Here is a 24,139-nt window from a genome sequence, read left to right as displayed (position 1 = left end):
CTTGTTTGCTTAAAATTCAATGTATTCGGATAGACATTGTGAATAAAATTCCAATATGATTAAAACTAAGAGTTTTCTTTATAGTTCAGCTCGTCATCTAGAGTTGTTTTGCTTATACTTAGGATCATTCAGGAGAAATAGCGAAAACATTATTCCAAAATGAATTAAAGAAAGGTATACTTAAAAGGACAACGAGGAACGGGGGGAGCAGGATGAAATCATGGCTGAAGAAACTAGGGCCGCTGGGGTCGATCTTTTGGACCTTCTGCAAAATCAGTCCGGTCACGTTCGGCGGCGGCTACGCGATGATCCCTGTCATGGAACGGGAGGTCGTCAGCAAACGGCGCTGGATCGAACCTGGCGAGATGAGCAGCGTCTTATCGATAGCTGGATCTGCTCCGGGCGGTGTAGGCGTCAATGCAGCGGCGTTCATCGGTTATCGGCTGGCTGGGGTTCCGGGAGCCGCGGTGGCAGTCGGCGGAATGACGCTGCCGGCTTTTTTGATCGTATTTTTGTTGAGTCTTGTGTTTCGAGAGATGTATGCCCTGCCGAAAGTGGCTGCGGCCTTTCAAGGCATTCAAGCGGCGATTGCCGCCTTGATCATTATTTCGGCGTATAACATGGGAAAAAGCTCTATCGTGGACCGTACGACGCTAGCTACGGCGGCTTTTACGGTCGTGCTTCTGCTTATTTTTCATGTGCATCCGCTGCTGGTTATTTTGATCGGACTTGTGATCGGGCATCTGCTTGTCCACATGAAACGAAAGCTCGGCTATCGCGCGCTCGAACCTAAGGATGAGGAACCTACAACTGCCGGAAATGGCTATAAATATGCGGATTACTTTATTGCGGACGGGATATAGAACGGGGTGACGGTTATGCTATGGAGTTTGTTTGCAGTATTTCTTAAAATCGGTCTTGTCTCGTTCGGCGGAGGGTATGCGATGATTCCGCTGATTCGGCATGAGGTGCTGCTCCACGGCTGGATGGAGGAGCGGCAGTTTACGGATACCGTCGCGTTGGCGGGAATGGCTCCGGGACCGATTGCGACGAACAGCGCCACCTTGATCGGCTACGAAGCCGCCGGTGTTCCCGGAGCGATCCTGTCGACGCTCGGCATGGTGCTGCCGTCGCTGGCGATTATCGTGCTCATCGCCGCGTTCTTTTTCCGAATGCAGCAGCGGCAGTGGGTCAAAGCGACGTTCTACGGGCTGAAGCCGGTGGTGACTGGGATGATTGTCTACGCCGCGATTCATTTCAGTTTGCCGGGAAGCGGGACCGATTGGATGAGCTGGCATACGGTCGGGATGCTGATTATTTTGGCGGTATGTCTCGGCGCTCTGATCAAATACCGCTTGCATCCGCTTGCGGTGATCGTCCTCTCGGGCGTGCTTGGAATCGCCTTTTTTCAATGAATCGAGAATCGTACAGGCTGAGCCCCTTTATGGGGCTTTCTTTGTGCGGTTGTGGTACAATAAAAACCGAATTTGCCGTACGTTGGAGTGAATGAATATGGGAGAACTGCCGATCGATCTCGTTTTAACGCAGTTGAAGGAGAAGCTGGGCGAGCATACGAATGCCGTGCTGGTAGCGCCGCCCGGCGCAGGCAAGACGACTCGCGTGCCGCTTGCGCTGCTGGAAGAGCCATGGGTGGCCGGACGCAAAGTTATGATGCTGGAGCCGCGCCGACTGGCCGCGAGAGCCGCCGCCCGGTACATGGCGTCCCGGCTCGGAGAGCAGGTCGGCGAAACGGTGGGCTACCGGGTCCGGCTGGATACGAAGGTCGGACCGAAAACGCGCATCGAAGTCATCACGGAAGGTGTGCTTACGCGCATGCTGCAGGCTGATCCCGCGCTTGAGGACGTAGCCGTCGTTATTTTTGATGAATTCCATGAACGAAGCTTGCATGCGGATCTGGGCTTGGCGTTTGCTCTGGAGTCGCAGGCGGTGCTGCGGGACGACCTGCGCATCCTGGTCATGTCGGCTACGCTGGACGCGGCTCCGGTCGCCGCGCTGATGCGCGATGCGCCCGTTGTGGTCAGCGAGGGCCGCAGTTATCCTGTGGAGACGCGGTATTTAAGCAAGCCTGTGGAAGGAAGGCTGGAGCCGACGGTAGCAGCGTGCATCCGTCAGGCGCTGGCTGCCGAAGAAGGGGATCTGTTGGCGTTTTTGCCCGGAGCGGGGGAAATTCGGCGCGTGGAACGGCTGCTGCATGAAGCGGGACTCGATCCGCAGGTAAGGATCGCTCCCCTGTACGGCCAGCTTGCTCAAGGGGAGCAGGATGCGGCCATTGCGCCGAGCGTGCCGGGTAAGCGCAAGGTCGTGCTCGCTACTTCCATCGCCGAATCGAGCTTAACCGTAGAAGGGGTGCGTATCGTCGTCGACGGCGGCCGGATGCGCGTGCCGCGGTTTTCGCCCCGGACGGGCATGACGCGGCTGGAGACGGTCACCGTCTCACGGGATTCGGCGGACCAGCGCCGCGGGCGCGCCGGACGTACGGCTCCTGGTGTGTGTTACCGGCTCTGGACGGAGCAGGAGGACCGCCGGCTGGCATCTCACCGGGCGCCTGAGATCATGGAAGCGGATCTGGCCGCTCTAGCGCTTGAGCTTGCCGCTTGGGGCGTCGCCGATCCGGCGCAGCTCGCTTGGCTGACGCCGCCGCCTGCAGCCGCCTATGGGCAGGCGGTTGCGCTTCTGAAGCAGCTCGGCGCAATGGGGGACGACGGAGCGATGACCCCACACGGCCGCCGCATGGCCGAGCTCGGCGCGTCGCCCAGGCTCGCGCACATGATGCTGCGGGCGGTGCCGCTCGGGCTTGGCGGGCTGGCTTGCGAGCTGGCTGCGCTGCTTAGCGACCGCGACCTGCTGCGCTTCCGGCCGGACTCGCCCAATGCGGACCTGCGGCTGCGCGTGGAGGCGCTTCGCGGAGTGGGCTCCGCGCAGGCGGCAGATCCGGCGGCCCGCCGCAGGATCGCGGCAGAGGCTGAACAGGGAAAGCGCGCGCTGGGCCTGCCGCTTGAGCAACGAGACGAAGTGAACGCCTGCGGAATGCTGCTTGCGTTCGCCTATCCCGACCGGATCTCGCAAAATAAAGGAAACGGACGCTTCCTGCTGAGCGGAGGCAGGGGAGGCTCGTTTTCAGGTCCTCAGCCGCTCTACAGCGAGAAATATTTGGTCGTCGCGGAGCTGGATGATCAGGGGGCGGACGGCCGCATCGATCTGGCGGTTCCGATCTCGGAGGAGCAGCTGCATCGGGTGTTCGTGGGCGCTATTGAAACGGAGACCGTGGTCGTGTGGGACCGGGCGGCTCAAGCGGTCCGCGCCCGCAGACGGGAGAAGCTCGGCGCGCTTACCTTGCGGGAAGCGTCGGTGGAAGCCCCGGACCCGGAGCAGGTGCTGAATGCGCTGCTCGAGGGTATCGCGGCCGAAGGCTTGTCCATGCTGCCGTGGACCAAGGCGGCGAAGCAACTGCGCGAGCGCATCGGCTTTATGCACCGGGTGGACCCGGCTTGGCCCGATGTTTCCGACGAGGCGCTGCTCGCGGGGCTGAAGGAGTGGCTCGGCCCGCATCTGTACGGGCTCAAAAGCCGGGATGACCTGCAGCGGCTTTCGATGGCCGCGATTCTGGACGGCATGCTCCCGTGGCCGCAGCGCCAGCAGCTCGACGACTTCGTACCGACGCACATTACGGTGCCGAGCGGCTCGCGGATTCCGGTCGATTACAGCGATCCGGCGTCGCCGGTGCTGGCTGTAAGGCTCCAGGAGCTGTTCGGCCTGCGGGAGACGCCGCGCATTGGGGGCGACAAGGTGCCGCTGCTGCTGCATCTGCTTTCCCCAGCGCATCGGCCGGTACAGGTTACGCGCGATTTAGCGAGCTTTTGGCAGGACGCCTATTTTGAAGTGAAGAAGGATTTGAAGGGCCGCTATCCGAAGCACGTATGGCCTGATGATCCGCTCACGGCCTTGCCGACGAACCGCGCCAAGCCGCGCGTATAACTCGCTTTAAGAAGAACAAAACAAAAGAGGCGGCACCATGTCCATCCATCCGGCTGACCTGCCGGGTGGAAAGGGAGACAGGGGCCGCCTCTTTCGTCGTTTTATTTCCAATACCGATAACTTTGGGACTGGCCGATTCTGACAAGGATCCAGCCGATGTAGATGACTGCTGCGGCCAATACCAAGCTGATGAACTTCGGCAGCCAGAAGATGATGAGCGCCGCGCCCGCCAGCATGACCAAGCCGCTGCACACGCGCTTGATCGTCGTGTCCGACGTTATCCACAGCCAGTAGCCGAAAGCGATCATAATCAGGGCAAAGAGATACCCGAAAAATCCGATGATGCCGCCCCAGCCGATCAATCCGATGATACCGATCCCCATCAGGACGAAGCCGCCTATCGTCTGTATGTTCCATTTCAACTTCATCGTCGTCACCTGACTTTCGTTCGTTTAGATCTTGTCTCTATTGTATACGAATTGCATGTCCGGTAAAACCGTCCAAAGGCGGTACGGAAGCTGGACTTTAGTCGGGGAGAACGGCGGATGGGAGCAATCCGGCTTTTGCCATAGATTCGACACGAAATGACACATGGAACCGGGAAAATGGCGGCTTGAACAGGCGGGCGGCGAGCTTTTTTCATGGGGCTAGGTTATAATGGAGGAAAAAATGCAGCGGAAGAGGACGAAATGACGACGAATCAAGCGATACAAGAAGAAGCGGCGACGTTTGTAACGTCGTGCTATGAAGAGTTGGGCAAAAGCGGGGAGGAAACGCGGCGGCGGCTCGTGGACGTTCGGGAAGAGCTCTCCCGGCGCGGAACTTACGAGCTTACCTATGAGGAGCTTGCTCATGGTGCGAGAATGGCTTGGCGAAACAGCAATCGCTGCATCGGCAGGCTGTTTTGGCCGTCGTTAAATGTGTTTGACGAAAGAGGGCTGGAGCAGGAAGACGACATTGCGGAAGCAGTATTCCGCCATATCGTCTATGGGACCAACGGCGGCATGATCAGGCCGTCGATCACGGTGTTTGCCGCAGAAACGGACGAGCATCGTATCCGCATCTGGAACCATCAGTTGATCCGCTATGCCGGATATGAAACCGGGAACGGAATCGTGGGCGATCCGGCCTCCGTCCGGTTCACGAAAGCTTGCATGAACTTGGGCTGGAGGGGCGCGGGCACGCCGTTCGACGTGCTGCCGCTCGTCGTCCAAGTAAACGGGCGGAAGCCCCGTTGGTATCCGATTCCCGATAATTTGGTGCTTGAGGTGCCGATTCAACACCCTGAATATGATTCGTTCGCCGGGCTGGGACTTAAATGGTACGGCGTTCCGTTTATTTCCGACATGCTGTTGGACATTGGCGGCATCCGGTATACGGCGGCGCCGTTCAATGGCTGGTATATGGGAACGGAGATCGGCGCGCGCAATTTGGCCGATCCGGACCGTTACCATATGCTGCCGAAGGTGGCCGAGCTGCTGAAGCTGGATACGTCGACCAACATATCCCTGTGGAAGGACAGAGCGCTGGTCGAGTTGAATGCGGCGGTTCTTCATTCCTTTAAGGCGGCAGGGGTCAGCATCATAGATCATCATACGGCGGCGGAACAGTTCCGGCGGTTCGAGCAGCAGGAAGAGCGGAGCGGCCGCCCGCTAACCGGGGATTGGACGTGGCTGATTCCTCCGGTTTCGCCGGCGGCGACGCATATTTTCCACCGTTCCTACGATGATCGCATCGTCAAGCCGAATTATTTCCGCCAAGCTTGCCCGTACGACATCACGGACGCCGACGAAGCCGGGACACAGGCAAACCCGTCGGCCGACTTGCTGACCAGAGACTGAGGAGCGGTTGTATGTCCATTTTTTACAGACCGCGGCTTTTCTTATTGTCCGGAATGGCGACGGCGCCAAACTTTATGGAAACGTTCGGAGAGCAGTTGTGCCGCAGGCTGGAGGCGAGGGGATTCCAGCCGGAGTATCGGCTGCTGTTCCCATACGGCGACTGGAGCCGGAAAACAGCGGCTCAGATGCTGGAAATTTACCAGGATCTGCGGTTGAGACCGCAGGCGGCCGCGCGCTCGATCGGAGGCCGCAAGGCGGTAGAGGCGATCCGCAGTGTCTGCGGGGACGGCTTCCCCGTCTTGATCGGGCACAGCGGAGGGGGAGTGGCAGGCGTGCAGGCGGCCGAGCTGCTGCGCCCGGCGCTTTCCATGCCGGGTATCCTGACGGTACAGATCGGCTCGCCGAAATGCCCGGTAAGCTCCACAGGCCGGGAACGAGCGCTTTACATACGCGGCACCGGCGCGAAGGGCGGCGATCCGATTGCCCGGCTCGGTTCGTGGGGCGGCTGGGTAACGGAAGGCTCCGGGCTTCGTCACCGGTTCCGGTACGACCGCTTCAAGCATGCTCCGGCGTATCGGATCAACCTGGCGCTGACGGGCGGGCATCCGGATTATTTTCGCGGCCACGAGCAGTTCGTAAATTCGGACGGACGAACTAATTCGCAGATCGTTGTCGATTATACGACGGCTTGGCTGCTGGAGCGATGGGACTCGGAAAATGAGGCTTGACATTTATTTTAAATATGTCATAATGACATTATTGAAAGAACGGAGTTGCCAGTCTACATCAATACAGACGTATGGAAAGGGAAGGTGCCCTTATGAAAGCTCTCGTTGTGATCGATTATACGGTCGATTTCGTTACTGGCAAACTGCCCTGCGGGCAGCCGGCGATCGATTTGGAACAAAGAATCGCCGAATTGACAGAACGGTTTGTCGAAGGGGGCGATCTGGTCGTTATGGCCGTCGACCTTCATGAGGAAAATGACACGTATCATCCAGAACACAAGCTGTTTCCGCCGCATAACATCCGCGATACGGAGGGGCGCAAACTGTACGGCCGGCTTCACGACGTCTATTCGGCGCGCCAGGACGGCATTTATTGGATGGACAAAACGAGATACAGCGCCTTCTGCGGGACGGATTTGGAGCTGCGGCTGCGGGCCCGCGGCATCGACGAGGTGCACCTGATCGGCGTCTGTACGGACATTTGCGTACTGCATACCGCTGTGGATGCCTATAATAAGGGGTATAAAATCGTTGTTCATGAGGACGCGGTCGCGAGCTTCAATCCGGCCGGACACGAATGGGCACTGACTCATTTTCGGAACGTGCTGGGCGCCGAAGTCGTCCGCGCTGCGGATAAGAACGTCTAACGAAGCGAGAGGGGAACTACGATGAGCTGCGAAAATTTGACGCTTCATACGGATAAATATCAAATCAACATGATGTACGCCCACTGGTTCAACGGCTCGATGGACCGCAAGGCGGTGTTCGAGGCTTACTTCCGCAAGCTGCCGTTCGGAAACGGATATGCCGTATTTGCTGGCCTGCAGCGCATCGTCGAGTATATTCAACACCTGCGATTCGACGAAGCGTCGATCCGCTACTTGGCGGAGCAGGAGGAGAATTATGACCCGGCCTTTCTGGAGAAGCTGCGCCAGTTCCGATTTACCGGTTCGTTATGGTCGGTGGAGGAAGGATCGCTGGTGTTTCCCAACGAGCCGCTGATCCGGGTCGAAGCGAGCGTCTTCGAAGCGCAGCTGCTGGAGACGGCGATCTTGAACTTCATGAACTACCAGACGCTGGTCGCGACCAAGGCGTCGCGTATCCGGCAGGTCGCGCCGGACGATGTGCTGATGGAATTCGGCACGCGGCGGGCCCAAGAGGCGGATGCGGCGGTATGGGGTGCGCGGGCGACTTATATCGCCGGCTTCGACGCCACGTCGAACATGAGAGCGGGCATGATGTTCGGCATTCCGACGAAGGGTACACACGCGCACGCTTGGGTGCAGGGCCACGATTCGGAGGAAGAGGCGTTCCGGAAATTTTCCGCCGCGCTGCCTGAGCAGGTCACGCTGCTGGTCGACACGTACGATACGATCAAAAGCGGCGTGCCGCATGCGATCGAAACGGCCAAATGGCTGCAAAGCCAGGGCAAACGGATGAGGGCGATCCGGCTCGACAGCGGAGACTTGGCTTATTTGTCGAAGACGGCGCGTGTGATGCTGGACGAAGCAGGGCTGCAGGATGTCAAGATCGTCGCATCGAACGATTTGGACGAGAACATTATTTTCAACCTGAAAGCCCAAGGGGCGAGAATCGATAGCTGGGGAGTCGGCACGAAGCTGATTACGGCGGCCGACCAGCCCGCGCTAGGGGGCGTCTACAAGCTGGTCGCCCGCGAACGTGAGGACGGTTTCGTACCGGTCATCAAAATTTCGGGCAATCCGGAAAAAGTGACGACGCCGGGGATTAAGGACCTCTACCGCATCGTCAATCGCGAGACCAACAAGGCGATGGCGGACTATATCGCGCTGACGGACGAAGACGATGTGCAGCAAGGCAAGCCGCTGAAGCTGTTCGACCCGGTGCACACTTATATTTCGAAAACGGTGGAGCAATACGAAGCGCAGCCGATGCTTCGTCCGATTTTTGCAAATGGCAAGCAGGTGTACGAGCTGCCTACGCTGGAGACGATCCGCGAGCATCACCGGGAGCAGCTGACCTTATTCTGGCCGGAATATTTGCGCAAGCTGAATCCGGAAGTGTATCCTGTTGACCTGAGCCCTGAAGCTTGGGACCAGAAGATGGAGCTGATTCGGATTCGCAAGCATAAAGAATAGGACGGCGTACGCAGCCGCTTTCTCGTCGGAGCCTGAAATGTCGGGCTCCTTTTTTTATGCTTGCCCCTCACGTTCCAGCAGCCACCGGCGAGTTGGATGTATGCCTTTGTACGTCCGCTGACTTTATTTCCGGCCACTTTGCCCTGATGCTGTTTTCATACAATAGATACACTTAAAAAACACATTGATCATGTAACATAATTTTGATACAGTTTGTTGCATAGAAAAAATACGTCCGATTCGAGTCACATTCGCCCAAAAGACCATTCCAGGAGGTGAAGATACGAAATGAACATCACCGTCGAACAAGTGCTGTCCATCTATCCGTTATCCGAAGGAAAGCTTGTTGCCGGGCAAAGCGGTGCGTCGCGCCTCGTCAAGTCGGTTAAAGTCATGGATACGCCGGATATTGCCGATTGGTTCAGGGAAGGGGAGATGGTATTCACGACCGCTTATTTGATGAAAGACGTCCCGTATGATGCTATTTCTCTGCTTCGCAAGCTGAACCAATGCCGCTCGGCCGGACTCGGAATAAAGATTGGCCGCTTTTGGGACAAAGTGCCCGAGCCGATCCTCGAAGAAGCCAACCGCCTCGATTTCCCTCTGATTGAATTGCCTTACGAATGTTTTTTTTCCGACCAGATGAACGGAATGTTTCATATTGAAATGCAATATCATACGCAAATTCTTCACAGCGTGCTCGACAAGCAAATGAGATTGATGCAATTCGCGCTTAGGCCGGATCGAATCGATCATTTTTTTCAAAAGCTTCTGGGTATTTTAGGATATCCAATCGCCGTTGTCGGTTCCCGCGGTCAAGTCATATTCAATGCGACTTCTTTCGGAGCTTCGCAGCTGCTGCACGGCTGGACGTGGGAGAAAGAAGCGCAGTGGGCGTTTGTGGAAGAGAGCCGATGTTTTCGCGTTCCCCTGAAAGAGCATGACGAGTGTATTGGCTATATGGTCATTTTTCCGGAGAATCCCCACCGGGTCAAGGTGGAGGAAGAGTTATTTCTGCAAACCGCCGAGATCATTTCGTATCATATGGGAGTAATCCTCAATGAATATCGAAACCATGCCGCACAAAACGATCTGGGGTTGCTGCTGAGCCGGTATTTGCGGGGGAGCGGTACGATCGAAGCGCTGACGGAAGAAGCGGCCCGGCGGGGGATTCCGCTGTTTCAAGGCGCGTATCGCGGTCTGCTCTCCATCATATCTCCGGATACGGGATACAGGGAGAAGGATTCGCTGCTGCGGAATATCCGCGAGGAGATGCAGTATCACCCGGAGCTCAAGGAGATGGCCGTGATTCATTTTTCCATTCAGGAGGGCTTGTTTTCCGTCTTCCTAGTCGATGCTCCGGGGGCCGACGGGAAGCTGAACGACTTGCTGCGCACGTGTCTGCGCGGGGTGCTGCAGGAGGACAGCGGCACTCCGCTTCGGATCTGTGTCAGCAATAAGAAGAACAGGCCAGACCAACTGCGGGATGCTTACAATGAATGTTTAGAGACGTCCCGGCTGGCTGACCGGCTCGGCATTCGGGAAGCCGTGGTGCAATTCGGGGCGGTCGAGCTCGCGTATTTGTTCCAGCATGTTCCTAGGGAGCATATGCAGACATACGTCAACGAGGTGCTGGAAATGCTCTTGAAGAAGGACCCGGAATATTCACAGGAAATGCTGCGTACGCTGGAAGCGTTTATAGAGAACGACGGGCAAGTGAATGAGACGGCTAAGCAGATGCTGATTCACCGCAACACGGTGGCTTACCGGCTGGAGAAGGTCGGCGAGCTGCTGGAGGTCGACTACAAAAAAATTAACGATCTGCTTCGCTTGAAGCTGGCGTTTACTTTTAGACAAATGCTGAAACCGATGTAAACTGTCTCGCCATTTCGTTGAAAGGGGGCTGCTGTAAATGCAGGTACGGGCTTCTAGGGTGTGAAGGATTTACTTGACATATTTTAGCGAGAAGGCTTACAATTTTATCAAGCGCCGCTTGTAGGGCAAGGACGCAGAAGACATCTTTACTGAGAAAGGCAAACCTGTTGAAAAGCGGGGACGCAAAGCTACGGGTCTAAGGCATAAGTTATGCGATGACGGCCGAGCCGCCAAAGAGGGATGCAGCTTAAACGTACGCTACGTTCCGTATAAGCTTGCGGGGCTATTTGTCATGCACCGCAAGAATAAGTGAGGAACGTACGTATTTTCCCGGTTAAGGAAAAAGATAGGCATGCAAACAGTTTCCCCTCCTTGGAATTGCAGTATAATACAGTAAATTTTATATACTCTTTCCACTAAAAGTACCGGAGGCGTATCATGCGAGTTCACGAAATTGTTATATCCGATGATCTGCGGCCCGAATATTTGCAGCAAATCGTTCAGTATGCGAACCAATACCGTTCCGACATCAAGATCCGTTTCGAGGCGGAGTGTATGCAGCTCGATGCCAAGAGCATCCTCGGGATGATGTTCATTCCGATCCGGCGCGGGACGAGATTGACAATCCAGACGAAAGGCGCTGACGAAGAGGAAGCGATCGAGATGATGAGCCATATGCTGGAGAACAAGGAGCGTCAAGTATGATCTTGCGCATGGAGGCAGCGGACGAAGATTTTGTATGAATTCCAATATAGTTGACGCATCCCCGTCCGTCCCGGCGGGGATTTCTTGCGTACGGGGACCCGTTGTCGTTCACATCCAGTTTATAATTCTGTTGTATTGTAAGTTAAAGGAAGTTGAACATCAGAAAGGCGGTTGACGAAGCAGATGAGTAGAATCATGGTTGTCGACGACGATCCGCATATCCGCGAGCTGGTTAAAGTATGCTTGCGTCAGGAAGGCTTTACGGTGCAAGAAGCTGCCCACGGGCAGGAAGCGCTCGACAAGCTGGAATCGTTCAAGGCGGATTTGGTCATTCTCGATATTATGATGCCGCATATGGACGGTTGGGAACTGTGCCGTCAGCTTCGGCAGCTTTACGATGTGCCGCTGCTCATGCTGACGGCGATCAGCGAGACGAAGCAGAAGGTCAAGGGCTTCGAGCTTGGCACGGATGATTATCTCGTGAAACCATTCGAACCGGCAGAGCTGATCGTCCGCGTGAAGGCGCTGCTGAAGCGGTACCGGATCGCTTCGTCGCAGACGCTGCAGGTCGGCGAACTGACGATGAACCGTCTCACGTATGAGCTTTCCATAGGACAGGGAAATATTACGCTTCCGCTCAAGGAATTCGAGCTGCTGTTCAAGCTGGCCAGCTACCCCGGTAAAACGTTCTCGCGCGATCAGTTGATCGAAGACATCTGGGGCTACGACTATGACGGAGGCGAGCGGACCGTCGACGTCCATGTGAACCGCCTTCGGGAACGGTTTCCCGAAGAGCGACAATCGTTCAGAATCAGCACGATCCGGGGGCTCGGCTACCGGTTGGAGTTGCGGACATAGAGAGGCTTGCGGAGAACGGATAGGAAGTAATAAATCTGATGGCAGATGAAAAAGTGGCCCTATACCGTCCGGTCAAGCCGGATGAGCAAAACCAGAGAGCAGAATGACGGAGCGTCGCTCCGTTGTTCTGCTCTTTACGATTGCGTAGGTTAGTGCACGCCGAACCGGGAAAACAGCTGCCAGATCAGCTCACGTCGACTTTTTACGCCGGTTTTCTCGAAAATCGACTTGAGATGATCCTGAACCGTGTACGGGGAAATATGAAGCAAATGGGCCAGCTCTTTGGTGGATAAGCCTCTGACGAGCAATTGTTCGAGCTGGGCGATATGCGCGATTGGCTAGCGAAGGAAGCGACTGTCGAGATCCACTTGGACGGAAAAGGAACACTATCCAGAGACCAACCGCTGTGATAAAATTACCTATTATCAGAACGGCTACGGAATGGGATACCAGAGCGGAAGGACAGATTGGCATTGAACAGAACGTTAGTCATCAGCGACATTCACGGGAGCTACGAGAGCTTCGACGCACTGCTGCGCGCTGCGGGGGAATCACGATCAACGTTTTGTAGATGTCGTAACCGGCTCGTGCGATGAGAACGAAGAGATGAAATTTTTAAAATACGGCGGAGTGGAGACGCTTGCCAGCTATTATGCCCCTTTTGAATCAAACGAAGGGACCGACCGGGAACGTACCGAGTGTGCCAAAGAATGGGTTCGGTCGGAGTATGGCCATCATTTGGCTTTTTTAGGCAGCCTGCCTTTGTTTTATGAGGACGAGCGGTTCATTTATGTCCATGCGGGCTTGAACCCGGCGTGTCCCAACTGGAAGGAACAGCCTGCCCGGGATATGATCTGGATTCGCGAACCGTTTTACGCCCATCCGACCGTGGTCGAGAAAACTGTTATTTTCGGCCATACGAGTACCTCGTGTCTGCACGATTCCCCCGGCGTATGGTTCGGAGGCGACAAAATCGGCATCGATGGCGGTTGTGTCTACGGACAGCAGCTGAACTGTCTGGTCATCGACGAGAACGGAGGCTTCACGACGTATTCCGTGGAAGGGACGAATTGGGAGAGATGAACGAACCTTATGCTCTGGAATCGATGAACACCGGCGACGGCGCGCATTTGCTCGCTTTGGCCCGCAGCGTCGGCTGGAACTTTTCTGCGGCGCAGCCGGATTTTCGATTAGGCCCGAGTCCATTTAACCGGCGTTCAAAATCATAGTTGACAAATTGGAATACTCTATATAGTATAAAAGCATCAAATAAACGAATCGTGCCAGGTTGCTGACCGTACGAACGGAAGCCCTTGTTTCATTCTGCGTAAGCGGAACGAAGCGAGGGCTTTTCCTTTGTTACAACCGTGTGCGGCATTCCGTAGAAAGGCAGGGAACCAATCGTGTCCTACAGCTATGTCTCGCACCACGAGGGCGGACAGGAGCGGAAAACGTTGACATGACACTCGATACCGCATTCATGCTTGACCATCTGCCCGACTTCGGCCATGCGGCGCTCGTGACGCTTGCCGTCGCCGGAATCGCCATCGTCGCTTCGCTGCTCGTGGCAGCGCTGAACTCGGCCGTTATCTTTTTCCGGGTGCGCGGGCTAACCTGGGTGGTGCGCGCCTACGTCGAGCTTGCACGGAATACGCCGCTTTTGATTCAGCTGTTTTTCGTTTATTTTGCGCTGCCGTCTCTGGGCATCCATCTGTCTAATTACGCCACGGCGATACTCGCACTGACGTTTCTCGGCGGCGGGTATTTCACGGAGGTATTCCGCGCCGGGATCGAAGCCGTGTCCAGGAGCCAGAAGGAATCGGGGCTGGCGCTCGGCTTGTCCCACTGGCAGCTGTTTCGCATGATCGTTCTGCCCCAAGCGCTGCGGATTGCGACACCGTCCTTGTTTGCGAATTTTATTTTTTTGCTGAAAGAAACGACGGTCGTTTCCGCGGTAGCCATCCCTGAAATTTTGTACACTACCACGAACTACATCGCGCTCTACTACAAAACCTACGAAATGCTGCTGTTGATGACCTTCCTGTATCTGCTGCTTTTCCTGCCGATGTCCTTCTTGCTTTCATGGGTGGAAAGGAGGTTCCGGCATGGCCAATTCGGGATTTGATCTCTTGATCGTATCGCTTCCCCAGCTCGGCAAAGGCTTGCTTCAAACGTTAACCCTCGCACTGTACTGCATCGTGTGCAGCACGTTCGGCGGCCTTGTGTTCGGAGTGCTTCGAGCCTCCCGCAGCCGCTGGCTGGGCGTGCTTACCCGGACGTATTTGGAGTTGTTCCGGTCGATTCCGATTTTGGTCTGGCTGTTTTTCTTTTTCTTCGGACTGCCGATCTTCTTCGGCATTGACCTGCCCGGCTTCGCCTGCGCCGTTCTGGTGCTATCGCTGTGGGGGATGACGGAGGTCGGCGAGGTGGTTCGCGGCGCCCTGATCTCGCTGCCCAAGGGGCAAAAGGAGGCGGGACAATCCATCGGTCTGAGCCCGGTACAGCTTTATGTCTACGTCCTGCTTCCACAGGCGCTGCGCCGCATGATTCCACCCGTCATCAACGTGTATATCCGCATTGTCAAAACGACGTCGCTCGCTGTCTTGATCGGCGTTACGGAAATTATCAAGACGGGGCAGCAAATGATTGAGCGGATGGGAGAATCCGTGCTGATCTACGGAACGCTGTTCCTGCTTTATTTTGCGCTGTGCTATCCACTATCCATCATATCCAGAAAACTGGAAAACAAATTGCGTAGAGGAGGAGAGGCGGGTGTCCGGGATTTTGCTTGAACTGACGAAGGTAAGCAAATCGTTCGACCGGCATTGGGTGCTGCGAGAGATCGATCTTCAGATTACCAAAGGCGAGGTCGTCGTCATCCTCGGACCGAGCGGCTGCGGCAAGAGCACCTTACTGCGATGCCTGAACGGGCTGGAAACGGCACAAACCGGCAGCATCCGGTTTTGCGGGCAGGAGCTGACCTCGGGGAACGTCCGCTGGCAGCACATCAGGCAGCAGATCGGCATGGTATTTCAGAGCTACCATTTGTTCCCGCACTTGACCGTTCTCGACAATATTGTGCTCGGTCCTGTCAAAGCTCAGCGCCGGTCCAAGCGGGAAGCGGAGGCTCAAGCGGAGAAGCTGCTTGAGCGCGTCGGGCTGCTCGATAAGAAGCACGCCTATCCGAGGCAGCTTTCGGGCGGTCAGCAGCAGCGGATTGCTATTGTGCGGGCGCTGTGCATGAACCCGGAGGTCATTCTTTTCGACGAGGTCACGGCGGCGCTGGACCCCGAGATGGTCAAGGAGGTGCTGGAGGTCATGCTCGGTCTGGCTGAGCAGGGCATGACGATGGTGATCGTCACCCATGAAATGGGCTTTGCCCGGGCCGTAGCCGACCGGATCGTCTTCATGGACGAAGGGAGAATCTGCGAGACGGGCTCGCCGGATACGTTTTTTACGAAACCGAAAACGGAGCGTGCCCGGCGCTTTTTGGACAAATTTTTGTTTGTGGAGACATGGAAAGGGAGAGAGAGCGGATGATAAAAAAGAGAAACCTATCCTTATTGGTTTTAAGTCTGCTGGTGGGTTTGCTTACCGCCTGCGGCACGGGCGGAAAGGCGACGAACGCCCCGAAGTCGGGAGCCGCTTCGGAGCCGAAACAGGCAGGCGCGCTGCAAAAAATCAAAGACCGCGGCAAGCTGATCGTCGGCGTGTTCTCGGATAAGCCTCCGTTCGGCTTTACGGATGAGAAGGGCAAGCTTGTCGGCTTTGACAACGACTTGGCAAGACGGTTTGCCAAAGATCTCCTCGGCGATGAAAGCAAGGTCGAGTTCGTCGTCGTCGAACCGGCAAGCCGCGTCCCTTTCCTGCAAAGCAACAAGGTCGATCTCGTCGTCGCGAATATGACAGTGACTGAGGAGCGGAAGCAGGCGGTCGACTTCACCAACCCGAATTTGAAGGCGGCGACACAGGTCATCGTCCGGGGCGATAGCGGCATTAAGTCGCTGGCCGATTTGAAAGGGAAAAAGGCGATCGTCACGAAAGGAACGACCGCCGATATTTTCCTGACCAAAAACCGGCCGGATGTCGAATTGATCAAATTTGAGAAAAATACCGAGTCGCTTCAAGCGCTCAAGGATGGACGGAGCTCCGCTTACGCCCAAGACAGTCTCATTTTATTGAGCTGGGTGCGTAAAAATCCCGACTTCACGGTGCTTCCCGAAAAGCTGGAGAAAGAAGCTCCGATCGCTCCGGCGGTGAAAAAAGGAAACAACGTGCTGCGGGAATGGGTCAATCAGGAGCTGGAGACGCTGGGGAAGGAAAAATTTCTGCTGCAGCTCTACGACAAATATGTAAGGACAGAGCTTGGCCCGGACGTAGATCCGAACGAAATTATCGTCGAAGGGGGCAAGTGGCAATAGTTGATAGAAAAGGGGACCAAGCCCAACGGTATGTTAGGGCTTGGTTTTTGTGCTAATTCCTCCTGCGAAGCCTGTCAAACGGCCTCCTGCAATGCGGCGATCAACTGCGGGTGAAGCGTACGGCTGGCGGCTGCAATTCCGCCGGGACCTTGTCCGAACGGACGCCCTTATGTATCCGTGACCGTGCCTCCGGCTTCCTGCACCAGCAAGGCGCCAGGCAGCCAATCGAAGGTATCTTAAATCTCGTGTCAGGTCAAGTGCTCGAACAATGGAAGCTTAGTTGACGAAAGCGCTTGCGACACGAAACTTTCAAGTCCAAAGACCTATGCGAGTCAGGTTTAAACTGGTATACTGAATTGTGAGAATAGTATAACTTTTCAAACATGAAGGGAGTTGAACAGATGAGAGTTCTACCGAAAACGAACGATCTCGGCTTCTTTGAAATTCGGCTCGAATCCATCGGCGGACTGGGAGCCAACCTGGCGGGGAAAATGCTTGCGGAGGCTGGCGTCGTGGGAAGCGGGTTCAACGGCGTGAGCTTTTCTTCTTACGGTTCGGAGAAAAAAGGCTCGCCGGTTAAAGCGCATATCCGTTTTTGCGATATAAATACGAATATTCGCGATACGACTCCAGTGGAACGTCCGCATATCGTAGGCGTTTTCCACGAAAATTTGTCGAAAACGGTCAACGTGATCAGCGGCATTTACGAAGACAGTCTGGTTCTGGTCAATTCGGCAAAAAGTCCGGAAGCCCTGAAAGAGAAAATGAAACTGATCGGCGGCACCATCGCGGTGGTCGACGCAACCGGCATTGCGCTGGAGGAGAAAAACCGCGTCAACATGGCGATGCTAGGCAGTCTGTTTCGGCTGTGCGATTTCCTCGATTTCGAACACATGAAGAGTATTATCCGCAAATCGCTGGAGAAAAAATACCCCGGCGCGGTCGAGCCTGCCCTGCGGACGTTCCAGCGCGGCTATGACGAGGTGCAGTTCCAGACGTTTGCGCTGCCGGAGGGTCTGGAGATGCCGCTGCCGAAGCGGTGGGATATTCCGGTGTACGGTTACGAAACCCAGCCGATCGGCGGGATGGTGTTGAATCCGGGGAACAGCATGTTAAAGGACCTCAGCATATCGCGAAGCGGAATGATGCCGCATTTTGACGACGAAAAATGCATTCACTGCGCGGCCTGTGATACCGCCTGTCCCGACTTTTGCTTCGTGTGGGAAGAACAGCCGGACAAGAAAGGACGTCCGCAAATGTTCCTCCAAGGCATTGATTACCAGTACTGCAAAGGCTGTCTGAAATGCGTCGTCGCCTGTCCGACCGAGGCGCTATCCTCGAACCGCGAAACGGAAGGCTACGCGGAAGAGCATCGCGTGCCGCATCGTTTTAGCTTGGCCCAGTAAGACAAATACCTGTTAGCAGGGAGAGGTGAACCAAACTAATGGCTATTGAGATTAACGAAGAGGTCAGCCAAGGTACGGTCGAGCAGCGGATGGTTTACGAATCCGGCAACGAGATGGCGGCTTATGCGGCTCACCAGATAAATTACCATATTATGGGTTATTTCCCGATTTCGCCGTCGACGGAGGTCGCGCAGTTCCTCGATCTGATGAAGGCGAACGGCCAGCATGACATCAAGCTGATTCCGGCGGACGGCGAGCACGGCTCGGCGGGAATTTGCTACGGCGCTTCCACCGCGGGCGGACGCGTGTTCAACGCGACCAGCGCGAACGGTTACTTGTACATGCTGGAGCAGATGCCTGTACAATCCGGGACCCGGTTCCCGATGGTCTTGAATCTCGTCTGTCGGTCGGTATCCGGACCTCTGAACATCCACGGCGACCACTCGGACCTGTACTACGCGCTCAATACGGGCTGGCCGATCCTGATGTGCCGCGACCCGCAAGCCGTCTACGATATGAACATTATAGCCATTAAGCTGGCCGAAGATCCGGAGGTTCGCCTGCCGGTCATCGTCGCTTCCGACGGTTACTTCACTTCTCACCAAAAACGACGCGTACAAACGTTCGCCCACAAATCGGACGTGCATGCCTTCATCGGCGAGCCGCCGAAGCAGTTCCCGCACGTGCTTGACCGCAACAATCCGATTACGGTAGGACCTTACATGAACGAGCCGGATTACATAAACAACTGCTATCAGCAGTCCGTTGCGATGTACAATGCCGGGGAAGTATTCGACCGCATCCGTCAAGAATACCGGGTGCTGACGGGCCGCGATTATCCGATTCTCGACCTGTACCGGATGGAAGACGCTGAAGTGGCGGTATTCCTGATGAACTCGGCGTCCGAGATCATTAAAGATGTCGTTGACCAGCTGCGGGCTAAAGGCATCAAGGCCGGATCGATCGCGCCGAACATGATTCGCCCGTTCCCTCAGAAGCAGATTGCCGAAGCGCTCAAAAACGTCAAAGCCGTCACGATCGGCGACCGCGCGGATTCGTACGGCGCGTACGGCGGGAATATGACGATGGAGATCAAAGCGGCGCTGTTCACGGAAGGCAATCGCGATACGATGGTCATCAGCCGGATTTACGGGCTGGGCGGCAAAGATTTCTACGCCGAGGACGGTCATCGCCTGTTCGAATTGGCGATCGAAGCGGCCCAAAAAGGGCGGGTCGACGTACCGTTCGATTATTACGGACATACGCCGGGCGATCCGAACAAGAAGCCGCAGCGTGTCATCGAACCGATGAAATACGAGGATTTGAAGACCGGATTGATTACGGTCGACAAAGACGAGACGACGGGCCAATTGAAGGTGAAGGTTCCGCCGATCCGTCAGCTGACCAAGAAGCCGAAACGGCTTGCGCCAGGGCACGGGGCCTGTCCGGGCTGCGGTATTTTCTCCGGTCTGGAGCTGTTCTTCAAAGGGATCGAAGGAGATATCGTGGCGCTGTTCCATACTGGCTGCGCGATGGTCGTGACGACGGGATATCCGTATTCTTCGCATAAAGCGACCTACATTCACAACTTGTTCCAAAGCGGCGCGGCTACACTCTCCGGCGTCGTGGAAATGTTCTGGGAGCGCAAACGCCGCGGCGAGCTGGAGCATCTGAACCTGCCGGACGACTTTACGTTCGTCATGATCACTGGCGACGGCGGGATGGACATCGGGATGGGCCCGGCCATCGGCGCAGCGCTGCGCAATCATAAAATGATCATTCTCGAATACGATAACGAAGGCTACATGAATACCGGCGCGCAGCTGTCCTATTCGACGCCGCTCGGCCACCGGACCTCCACGTCCAACGTCGGTAAGAATCAGGGCGGCAAGCTGTTCCATCATAAGGACACGCCGCAGATTATGGCCGCGACGAACATTCCTTACGTATTCACCGGGTCCGAAGCGAACCCGCAGGATCTGCTGAAAAAAGCCGCCAAGGCGCAGTATTATGCGCAGAACGAGGGTCTGGTTTACGGCAAAATTCTCATTACCTGTCCGCTCAACTGGCTGTCCGAGGAACAAATCGGGCAATCGCTGATCGATCAAGCGGTCAATTCCTGTTTCTTCCCGCTGTATGAAGTGGAGAACGGTGTAACGACGATCACGTTCAATCCGGAAGAGAAAAACAAGCGGATTCCGGTCGGCGACTGGCTGAAAAATATGGGCAAAACGAAGCACCTGACGAAGCCCGAATACGCGGAGGCGCTGCAATCGTTCGAGAACGAAGTCGAACGCCGCTGGAGCCGTCTCAAGGCGAAGCACGAAAATCCTTACCTGTAAAAAGGTAAGGCCGGCACGAACCTCAGGCGCAAACTCGTACTGTTGAGCTTGCGCCTTTTTATTTTCTGAACCGATTCGGAGGAGTTTCGATGCCTTATGTACTGAGACATGCCGATTCCGGCGAAATCGCCGCATGCATTCAAAAAAACGTATACGATTTCGATTATTTCGGCGTCAAACAGTGGGAAGACGAGGGACAGGCCGAGGTGGACAAGCATTCTTTTCTGGAGAACATCGGGTATGATAACCCTCATCATTGGCATATCCTTTTGATCAAAGAGGACCGTGTCAAGCTCTGCAACGTGAAGCTGAAGAACGATCCGTCGCGCCGGGTGCGCCTGAGTGGCGACGGCCAGATCACCGTTCATTCCGCCTCCGAACGACTATAAAACGGGGAATGGTAGTTTTGATGAAAACAAACCCTTTTGCCGATTTCGAAGCGGCGGGCACCGAGCAGGAGCTGGTTGCCTTTCAGGAATCGATTCGAAGCCAGGACTTTACCGCCTTCCGGCTGCTGCTCGAAGGCTTCCGGGATCGTCTCAAACAATTCTCAGACGGGGATATTCCATCCGTGAACAGGCTGCTGGAGCAGGCCCGACGGTTGTTTCCCGAGCCGAAGACGTTCAGTCCTTCCTGGGTCAACATATGGGACGAATTCGAGCGGATTGCCGCATACAAGCAAACGGTGCTGGAGACTATTCCGGCCGAAGAGCGAGAAGGGGAGTGGCAGGTGCTGCTCGATAATCCGTACACGAATTCCGATCTCGTATGCTACCCCGGACTCAGCTTTATGGAGGGGGCGTATTTATACGCGTACTTCCGCAGCGACCTGAAGCAGAACGAATATATCCGGCTGCAAAAAATTCAAAATCTTGTGATGGCCTTCGGCAGCGAGCGGCAGGAAGCCATGAACCAAAATAAAGAAGGATAAAGTGGGCTGGTTTGAGAAATTCGAGGATAAACCGGGATTCGAGCGGGAAACCGTTTCAAATCCCGGTTTTTCGTGTGGATAAAATGCGACCTGTCGTTACATCCGTTCAGCGAGCTTCAATGCGAACAGCTCCAAATAATGCTGGTCCGTCTCGTCGAAACGATTTTTCTCCGGGCTGTCGATGTCCAGCACGCCGATCAGTCGCTCGCCATGAAGAATCGGAACGACGATTTCCGACTGCGAGGCGGCGTCGCAGGCGATGTGGCCGGGAAATTGATGGACGTCTGCGACGCGGACCGTTTCCCGGAGGCTGGCTGCGCGGCCGCAAACGCCCTTGTCGAGCGGAATGCGCACGCAGGCGGGCAAGCCTTGAAAAGGCCCGAGCACCAGCTCCCCTTCCTCGTATAAATAAAACCCGACCCAGTTGACCCGCTCCAGAAACTGGTTAAGCAGCGCGGCGGCGTTGGCCAGGTTGGCAATCCGGTTCGGCTCATCTTCGATAAGCGCGGACAACTGGGAAATGAGCAGCTTGTAATTTTCCTCGCGCGTTCCCGTATAGGCAGAGGTATGAAACATAAACGACGACTCCTTTTTTTGGCGGCAGATTACGCTGAAATTAGCATATTTTCCATAGGACGTCAAGGCGCCGGACCATGACTCTACCGTGATCGCGACAGGCTGCTGCGGTTATCTTGGAAAACGGAATACGGTCCGGCTGGAATGGTTACCCTGTAAACAAACGGCTGCAGGTGATCGCATGACGCAATCTATTCTGGTCATTGAAGACGAAGAACATATCGCCCGGGTGCTGACGCTTGAGCTTGAACACGAGGGCTACAAGGTCGAGACGGCGCATGACGGCCGGGAAGGGGCCAGATTGGCTACTTCCAAGCCTTGGAGCCTTATTCTGCTCGATGTCATGCTTCCGGAATGGAACGGCCTGGAAGTGCTGCGCCGTATCCGTCAAGTCAACGCAGAGGTGCCTGTCATTTTGCTGACGGCCCGCGATGCGACACCGGATATTGTCAGCGGGTTCGACCAAGGAGCAAACGACTACATTACGAAGCCGTTCGTGATCGAGGAGCTGTTGGCACGCGTCCGCAATCTGATCGGGCTAACGAACCGTCAGAAGCCGGAGAACGACACGCTGAGCGCGGCGGACTTAGCCGTCGATCTCAAAGCGCGAAAAGTGACGCGCGGGGGCAACCCGATTGAGCTGACGCCGAAGGAGTTCGACTTGCTGCAATATTTAATTCAGCACAAAGGACACGTTCTAGCGAGAGATCAGATTATTTCCGACGTGTGGGGCTACGATTTCGTAGGCGATACCAACATTGTCGACGTCTATATCCGCTATTTGCGCCAAAAGGTCGACAAAGGCTATCAGCCTAAGCTGATCAAGACTGCGCGAGGTGTCGGCTACGAGCTGACGGACCCCGAGCTATGAGCCTGCGGACGCGATTGATGCTGCTGTCGGGCTTATGGATTTTGCTGATCGTCATTTTTTTCAACTGGTTTATTTATTACTATATATTGAAGAAGACGACGGATAACGAAGTGCGGCAGTTGTGGAATAAAGCGAAAATTATCTTGCGCGATACGGAGATCCATCATCCGGCCAATTGGAATTCCGGGCAACTGCAACAATATTTGGAGTCCGACTCGCTCATTCGAATTATTTCGCCGGACGGCGCCGTGCGCGCGCAAGTGTCGGCAAGCGAGGAACTGTCGGCCCACCCGGCAACATACCGTTCACAGTATCACACCGTCGTGCAGAACGAGCTGGGCCTGCTTCTTTTGTTCATTCAAGTGCCGATCGTCGGTAAAAACAACGTTCAGATCGGACTGCTGGAGCTTGGAAAAGGGTTGAATGTCGTCGCCGCCTTTATGGAGCTCCTGGTTGCAGGACTAACGGTGACGACGGGCAGTGTACTGTTATTTTCGCCGATCGTCGGTTTTTTCTATACAAAGGCGCTCGTACGTCCGATCCGGCAATTGCTGGAGACGATGCGAACGATCCGAAGCAAAGGGGATTTTATACTGCTTCGTCCCCAGTTCACGACAAAAAAGGACGAGCTTGGCGAGCTTGGACGAACGTTTAACGAAATGATCATGCGTTTGCAGGAAAACGACCGAAGGCAGAAGCATTTTGTTGCGGACGCCTCGCACGAGCTGAAAACGCCGCTGACCGTCATCGAAAGCTATACGTCGCTGCTGCGCCGGTGGGGAAGCCGCGACCCTGCCATTCGGCAGGAAGCGCTGAATGCGATTCATTCAGAAACCGTGCGCCTCAAAGAGCTGATCGATGCCCTTCTACGGATGGCAGAGGTGGAACGTCTCGTGGAACCGGAGCTGCACCCTGTCCGCATCGCGGAACTGATCCGCTCAACCGCCGAGCAAATGCGCCGGGCGTTCGGTAGAGATATTATCGTCCGGATCGGTTCGGAAGAGACGCAATGCAGCGGCGATGCGGCAAGGCTGAAGCAGTTGCTGATCATCCTGCTGGACAATGCGACCAAATATAGTCAGAAGAACGTTATCGTCGAATGCGAGGAGGAGGAGCGCTATGTCGTCATTCGAGTCATGGATCAAGGAATGGGGATTCCGCCCGAGGAGCTTCCTTTGCTGTTTGAGCGGTTCTATCGCGTGGATAAAGCAAGAAGCCGGGGCACCGGAGGATCGGGGCTGGGCCTTGCGATCGCGAAGCAAATTGTCGAGCTGCATCAAGGCTCGATCCGCTTGGACAGTGAGGAAGGAAAGGGAACGATGGCGACGGTCAAGCTGCTAAAATCATCCTTGATATCGTTTCAATAAGAGTAAGATGAGCGTTTTCTCATGCATTTTTAATAATCGGCTTTGAAGCGCCGGGTGGCAGGCGTTTAGCGGAGTTTGGCGGAAATAGTCGCACTTTCATCTGTG

24 protein-coding genes, 1 pseudogene and 1 riboswitch are annotated in these 24,139 nt (G+C 55.5%); of the genes and pseudogenes, 22 read left to right on the top strand and 3 right to left on the bottom strand.

From position 1 onward, the window contains the following. Positions 1-212: 212 nt before the first annotated feature. The 3 genes from BLO51_RS06250 to hrpB all read left to right on the top strand — a co-directional run bounded on the left by BLO51_RS06250 (position 213) and on the right by hrpB (position 3,996). Positions 213-863: a chromate transporter gene (locus BLO51_RS06250; RefSeq protein WP_245719545.1), complete on the top strand. Its 651-nt coding sequence runs from the start codon at positions 213-215 to the stop codon at positions 861-863. 15 nt (positions 864-878) lie between these two features. Further along, on the top strand, positions 879-1,415 hold the full coding sequence (locus tag BLO51_RS06245; protein WP_090668458.1) for a chromate transporter: 537 nt from the start codon (positions 879-881) through the stop codon (positions 1,413-1,415). Between the two features lie 97 nt (positions 1,416-1,512). Further along, positions 1,513-3,996, top strand: coding sequence for an ATP-dependent helicase HrpB (gene hrpB / locus BLO51_RS06240; protein ID WP_174551200.1), 2,484 nt, complete (start codon positions 1,513-1,515; stop codon positions 3,994-3,996). A 101-nt stretch (positions 3,997-4,097) separates the two neighbouring features. Here hrpB and BLO51_RS06235 read toward each other — a convergent pair whose 3' ends face one another. Beyond that, a complete protein-coding gene (locus tag BLO51_RS06235; RefSeq protein WP_090668453.1) occupies positions 4,098-4,424 on the bottom strand; it encodes a hypothetical protein in 327 nt (108 codons plus the stop codon). Between the two features lie 261 nt (positions 4,425-4,685). Here BLO51_RS06235 and BLO51_RS06230 point away from each other — a divergent pair, with 261 nt between their 5' ends. From BLO51_RS06230 to BLO51_RS06200, 7 genes are all read left to right on the top strand, one after another. Beyond that, a complete protein-coding gene (locus BLO51_RS06230) occupies positions 4,686-5,837 on the top strand; it encodes a nitric oxide synthase oxygenase (RefSeq protein ID WP_090668746.1) in 1,152 nt (383 codons plus the stop codon). An 11-nt stretch (positions 5,838-5,848) separates the two neighbouring features. Continuing rightward, the gene (locus tag BLO51_RS06225) at positions 5,849-6,565 is read left to right on the top strand and encodes a hypothetical protein (RefSeq protein WP_090668450.1); all 717 of its coding nucleotides are present in this window, start codon (positions 5,849-5,851) and stop codon (positions 6,563-6,565) included. 92 nt (positions 6,566-6,657) lie between these two features. Further along, positions 6,658-7,212, top strand: a complete 555-nt coding sequence (locus BLO51_RS06220) for a cysteine hydrolase family protein (protein WP_090668447.1) — start codon at positions 6,658-6,660, stop codon at positions 7,210-7,212. Between the two features lie 21 nt (positions 7,213-7,233). Then, the gene (locus BLO51_RS06215; RefSeq protein ID WP_090668443.1) at positions 7,234-8,682 is read left to right on the top strand and encodes a nicotinate phosphoribosyltransferase; all 1,449 of its coding nucleotides are present in this window, start codon (positions 7,234-7,236) and stop codon (positions 8,680-8,682) included. Positions 8,683-8,970: 288 nt separating this feature from the next. Next, positions 8,971-10,557: a PucR family transcriptional regulator gene (locus tag BLO51_RS06210; protein ID WP_090668440.1), complete on the top strand. Its 1,587-nt coding sequence runs from the start codon at positions 8,971-8,973 to the stop codon at positions 10,555-10,557. Between the two features lie 147 nt (positions 10,558-10,704). Further along, a riboswitch (cyclic di-GMP riboswitch) is annotated at positions 10,705-10,792 on the top strand. Between the two features lie 203 nt (positions 10,793-10,995). After that, positions 10,996-11,262 carry an HPr family phosphocarrier protein gene (locus BLO51_RS06205; RefSeq protein ID WP_090668437.1) on the top strand — a complete coding sequence of 89 codons (267 nt, stop codon included), beginning with the start codon at positions 10,996-10,998 and terminating at the stop codon, positions 11,260-11,262. 183 nt (positions 11,263-11,445) lie between these two features. Further along, complete coding sequence (locus BLO51_RS06200) at positions 11,446-12,120, top strand: response regulator transcription factor (protein ID WP_090668434.1); 675 nt, start codon at positions 11,446-11,448, stop codon at positions 12,118-12,120. A gap of 149 nt (positions 12,121-12,269) precedes the next feature. Here BLO51_RS06200 and BLO51_RS06195 read toward each other — a convergent pair. Beyond that, positions 12,270-12,425: pseudogene (locus BLO51_RS06195) on the bottom strand (response regulator transcription factor); the annotation flags it as partial. 301 nt (positions 12,426-12,726) lie between these two features. Here BLO51_RS06195 and BLO51_RS06190 point away from each other — a divergent pair. The 10 genes from BLO51_RS06190 (at position 12,727) to BLO51_RS06150 (ending at position 21,220) form a co-directional block, all read left to right on the top strand. Further along, the gene (locus tag BLO51_RS06190; RefSeq protein WP_245719544.1) at positions 12,727-13,203 is read left to right on the top strand and encodes a hypothetical protein; all 477 of its coding nucleotides are present in this window, start codon (positions 12,727-12,729) and stop codon (positions 13,201-13,203) included. After that, positions 13,200-13,349: a hypothetical protein gene (locus BLO51_RS29120; RefSeq protein WP_167670117.1), complete on the top strand. Its 150-nt coding sequence runs from the start codon at positions 13,200-13,202 to the stop codon at positions 13,347-13,349. Before BLO51_RS06190 ends, BLO51_RS29120 begins: the two co-directional genes overlap by 4 nt. Positions 13,350-13,579: 230 nt before the next feature. Continuing rightward, a complete protein-coding gene (locus BLO51_RS06185) occupies positions 13,580-14,245 on the top strand; it encodes an amino acid ABC transporter permease (RefSeq protein WP_090668432.1) in 666 nt (221 codons plus the stop codon). Further along, positions 14,226-14,912, top strand: a complete 687-nt coding sequence (locus tag BLO51_RS06180; protein WP_090668429.1) for an amino acid ABC transporter permease — start codon at positions 14,226-14,228, stop codon at positions 14,910-14,912. Before BLO51_RS06185 ends, BLO51_RS06180 begins: the two co-directional genes overlap by 20 nt. Beyond that, positions 14,893-15,660 carry an amino acid ABC transporter ATP-binding protein gene (locus BLO51_RS06175; protein ID WP_090668426.1) on the top strand — a complete coding sequence of 256 codons (768 nt, stop codon included), beginning with the start codon at positions 14,893-14,895 and terminating at the stop codon, positions 15,658-15,660. The genes BLO51_RS06180 and BLO51_RS06175 overlap by 20 nt, the downstream gene beginning before the upstream one ends. Then, positions 15,657-16,541 carry a transporter substrate-binding domain-containing protein gene (locus BLO51_RS06170; protein WP_174551199.1) on the top strand — a complete coding sequence of 295 codons (885 nt, stop codon included), beginning with the start codon at positions 15,657-15,659 and terminating at the stop codon, positions 16,539-16,541. Before BLO51_RS06175 ends, BLO51_RS06170 begins: the two co-directional genes overlap by 4 nt. A gap of 401 nt (positions 16,542-16,942) precedes the next feature. Further along, complete coding sequence (locus BLO51_RS06165) at positions 16,943-17,947, top strand: 2-oxoacid:acceptor oxidoreductase family protein (RefSeq protein WP_090668423.1); 1,005 nt, start codon at positions 16,943-16,945, stop codon at positions 17,945-17,947. A 38-nt stretch (positions 17,948-17,985) separates the two neighbouring features. Continuing rightward, the gene (locus tag BLO51_RS06160) at positions 17,986-20,289 is read left to right on the top strand and encodes a thiamine pyrophosphate-dependent enzyme (protein WP_090668420.1); all 2,304 of its coding nucleotides are present in this window, start codon (positions 17,986-17,988) and stop codon (positions 20,287-20,289) included. Between the two features lie 89 nt (positions 20,290-20,378). After that, positions 20,379-20,678 (top strand): hypothetical protein, encoded by a 300-nt coding sequence (locus tag BLO51_RS06155; RefSeq protein WP_090668418.1) that lies wholly within the window; start codon positions 20,379-20,381, stop codon positions 20,676-20,678. Positions 20,679-20,698: 20 nt separating this feature from the next. Continuing rightward, positions 20,699-21,220 carry a hypothetical protein gene (locus tag BLO51_RS06150; RefSeq protein WP_090668415.1) on the top strand — a complete coding sequence of 174 codons (522 nt, stop codon included), beginning with the start codon at positions 20,699-20,701 and terminating at the stop codon, positions 21,218-21,220. A gap of 96 nt (positions 21,221-21,316) precedes the next feature. Here BLO51_RS06150 and BLO51_RS06145 read toward each other — a convergent pair whose 3' ends face one another. Next, positions 21,317-21,796, bottom strand: a complete 480-nt coding sequence (locus BLO51_RS06145) for a GAF domain-containing protein (RefSeq protein WP_090668412.1) — start codon at positions 21,794-21,796, stop codon at positions 21,317-21,319. A gap of 181 nt (positions 21,797-21,977) precedes the next feature. Here BLO51_RS06145 and BLO51_RS06140 point away from each other — a divergent pair, with 181 nt between their 5' ends. Both BLO51_RS06140 and BLO51_RS06135 read left to right on the top strand, forming a co-directional pair. After that, positions 21,978-22,667, top strand: a complete 690-nt coding sequence (locus BLO51_RS06140; RefSeq protein ID WP_090668408.1) for a response regulator transcription factor — start codon at positions 21,978-21,980, stop codon at positions 22,665-22,667. Beyond that, positions 22,664-24,034, top strand: a complete 1,371-nt coding sequence (locus BLO51_RS06135) for a sensor histidine kinase (protein ID WP_090668405.1) — start codon at positions 22,664-22,666, stop codon at positions 24,032-24,034. Before BLO51_RS06140 ends, BLO51_RS06135 begins: the two co-directional genes overlap by 4 nt. The last annotated feature ends 105 nt before the right edge of the window (positions 24,035-24,139 follow it).

This window comes from Paenibacillus tianmuensis (assembly GCF_900100345.1).
GTDB classification, from domain to species: domain Bacteria; phylum Bacillota; class Bacilli; order Paenibacillales; family NBRC-103111; genus Paenibacillus_G; species Paenibacillus_G tianmuensis.
Note: the sequence above shows the minus strand (reverse complement) of the source record. Positions and strands in the feature narration are given on the sequence as shown.

Bases quoted from the DNA above. Each gene is read 5' to 3' on its own strand.
- BLO51_RS06250 (WP_245719545.1), top strand. From the start codon at position 213: ATGAAATCATGGCTGAAGAAACTAGGGCCGCTGGGGTCGATCTTTTGG.
- BLO51_RS06245 (WP_090668458.1), top strand. From the start codon at position 879: ATGCTATGGAGTTTGTTTGCAGTATTTCTTAAAATCGGTCTTGTCTCG.
- hrpB (WP_174551200.1), top strand. From the start codon at position 1,513: ATGGGAGAACTGCCGATCGATCTCGTTTTAACGCAGTTGAAGGAGAAG.
- BLO51_RS06235 (WP_090668453.1), bottom strand. From the start codon at position 4,424: ATGAAGTTGAAATGGAACATACAGACGATAGGCGGCTTCGTCCTGATG.
- BLO51_RS06230 (WP_090668746.1), top strand. From the start codon at position 4,686: ATGACGACGAATCAAGCGATACAAGAAGAAGCGGCGACGTTTGTAACG.
- BLO51_RS06225 (WP_090668450.1), top strand. From the start codon at position 5,849: ATGTCCATTTTTTACAGACCGCGGCTTTTCTTATTGTCCGGAATGGCG.
- BLO51_RS06220 (WP_090668447.1), top strand. From the start codon at position 6,658: ATGAAAGCTCTCGTTGTGATCGATTATACGGTCGATTTCGTTACTGGC.
- BLO51_RS06215 (WP_090668443.1), top strand. From the start codon at position 7,234: ATGAGCTGCGAAAATTTGACGCTTCATACGGATAAATATCAAATCAAC.
- BLO51_RS06210 (WP_090668440.1), top strand. From the start codon at position 8,971: ATGAACATCACCGTCGAACAAGTGCTGTCCATCTATCCGTTATCCGAA.
- BLO51_RS06205 (WP_090668437.1), top strand. From the start codon at position 10,996: ATGCGAGTTCACGAAATTGTTATATCCGATGATCTGCGGCCCGAATAT.
- BLO51_RS06200 (WP_090668434.1), top strand. From the start codon at position 11,446: ATGAGTAGAATCATGGTTGTCGACGACGATCCGCATATCCGCGAGCTG.
- BLO51_RS06190 (WP_245719544.1), top strand. From the start codon at position 12,727: ATGAAATTTTTAAAATACGGCGGAGTGGAGACGCTTGCCAGCTATTAT.
- BLO51_RS29120 (WP_167670117.1), top strand. From the start codon at position 13,200: ATGAACGAACCTTATGCTCTGGAATCGATGAACACCGGCGACGGCGCG.
- BLO51_RS06185 (WP_090668432.1), top strand. From the start codon at position 13,580: ATGACACTCGATACCGCATTCATGCTTGACCATCTGCCCGACTTCGGC.
- BLO51_RS06180 (WP_090668429.1), top strand. From the start codon at position 14,226: ATGGCCAATTCGGGATTTGATCTCTTGATCGTATCGCTTCCCCAGCTC.
- BLO51_RS06170 (WP_174551199.1), top strand. From the start codon at position 15,657: ATGATAAAAAAGAGAAACCTATCCTTATTGGTTTTAAGTCTGCTGGTG.
- BLO51_RS06165 (WP_090668423.1), top strand. From the start codon at position 16,943: ATGAGAGTTCTACCGAAAACGAACGATCTCGGCTTCTTTGAAATTCGG.
- BLO51_RS06160 (WP_090668420.1), top strand. From the start codon at position 17,986: ATGGCTATTGAGATTAACGAAGAGGTCAGCCAAGGTACGGTCGAGCAG.
- BLO51_RS06155 (WP_090668418.1), top strand. From the start codon at position 20,379: ATGCCTTATGTACTGAGACATGCCGATTCCGGCGAAATCGCCGCATGC.
- BLO51_RS06150 (WP_090668415.1), top strand. From the start codon at position 20,699: ATGAAAACAAACCCTTTTGCCGATTTCGAAGCGGCGGGCACCGAGCAG.
- BLO51_RS06145 (WP_090668412.1), bottom strand. From the start codon at position 21,796: ATGTTTCATACCTCTGCCTATACGGGAACGCGCGAGGAAAATTACAAG.
- BLO51_RS06140 (WP_090668408.1), top strand. From the start codon at position 21,978: ATGACGCAATCTATTCTGGTCATTGAAGACGAAGAACATATCGCCCGG.
- BLO51_RS06135 (WP_090668405.1), top strand. From the start codon at position 22,664: ATGAGCCTGCGGACGCGATTGATGCTGCTGTCGGGCTTATGGATTTTG.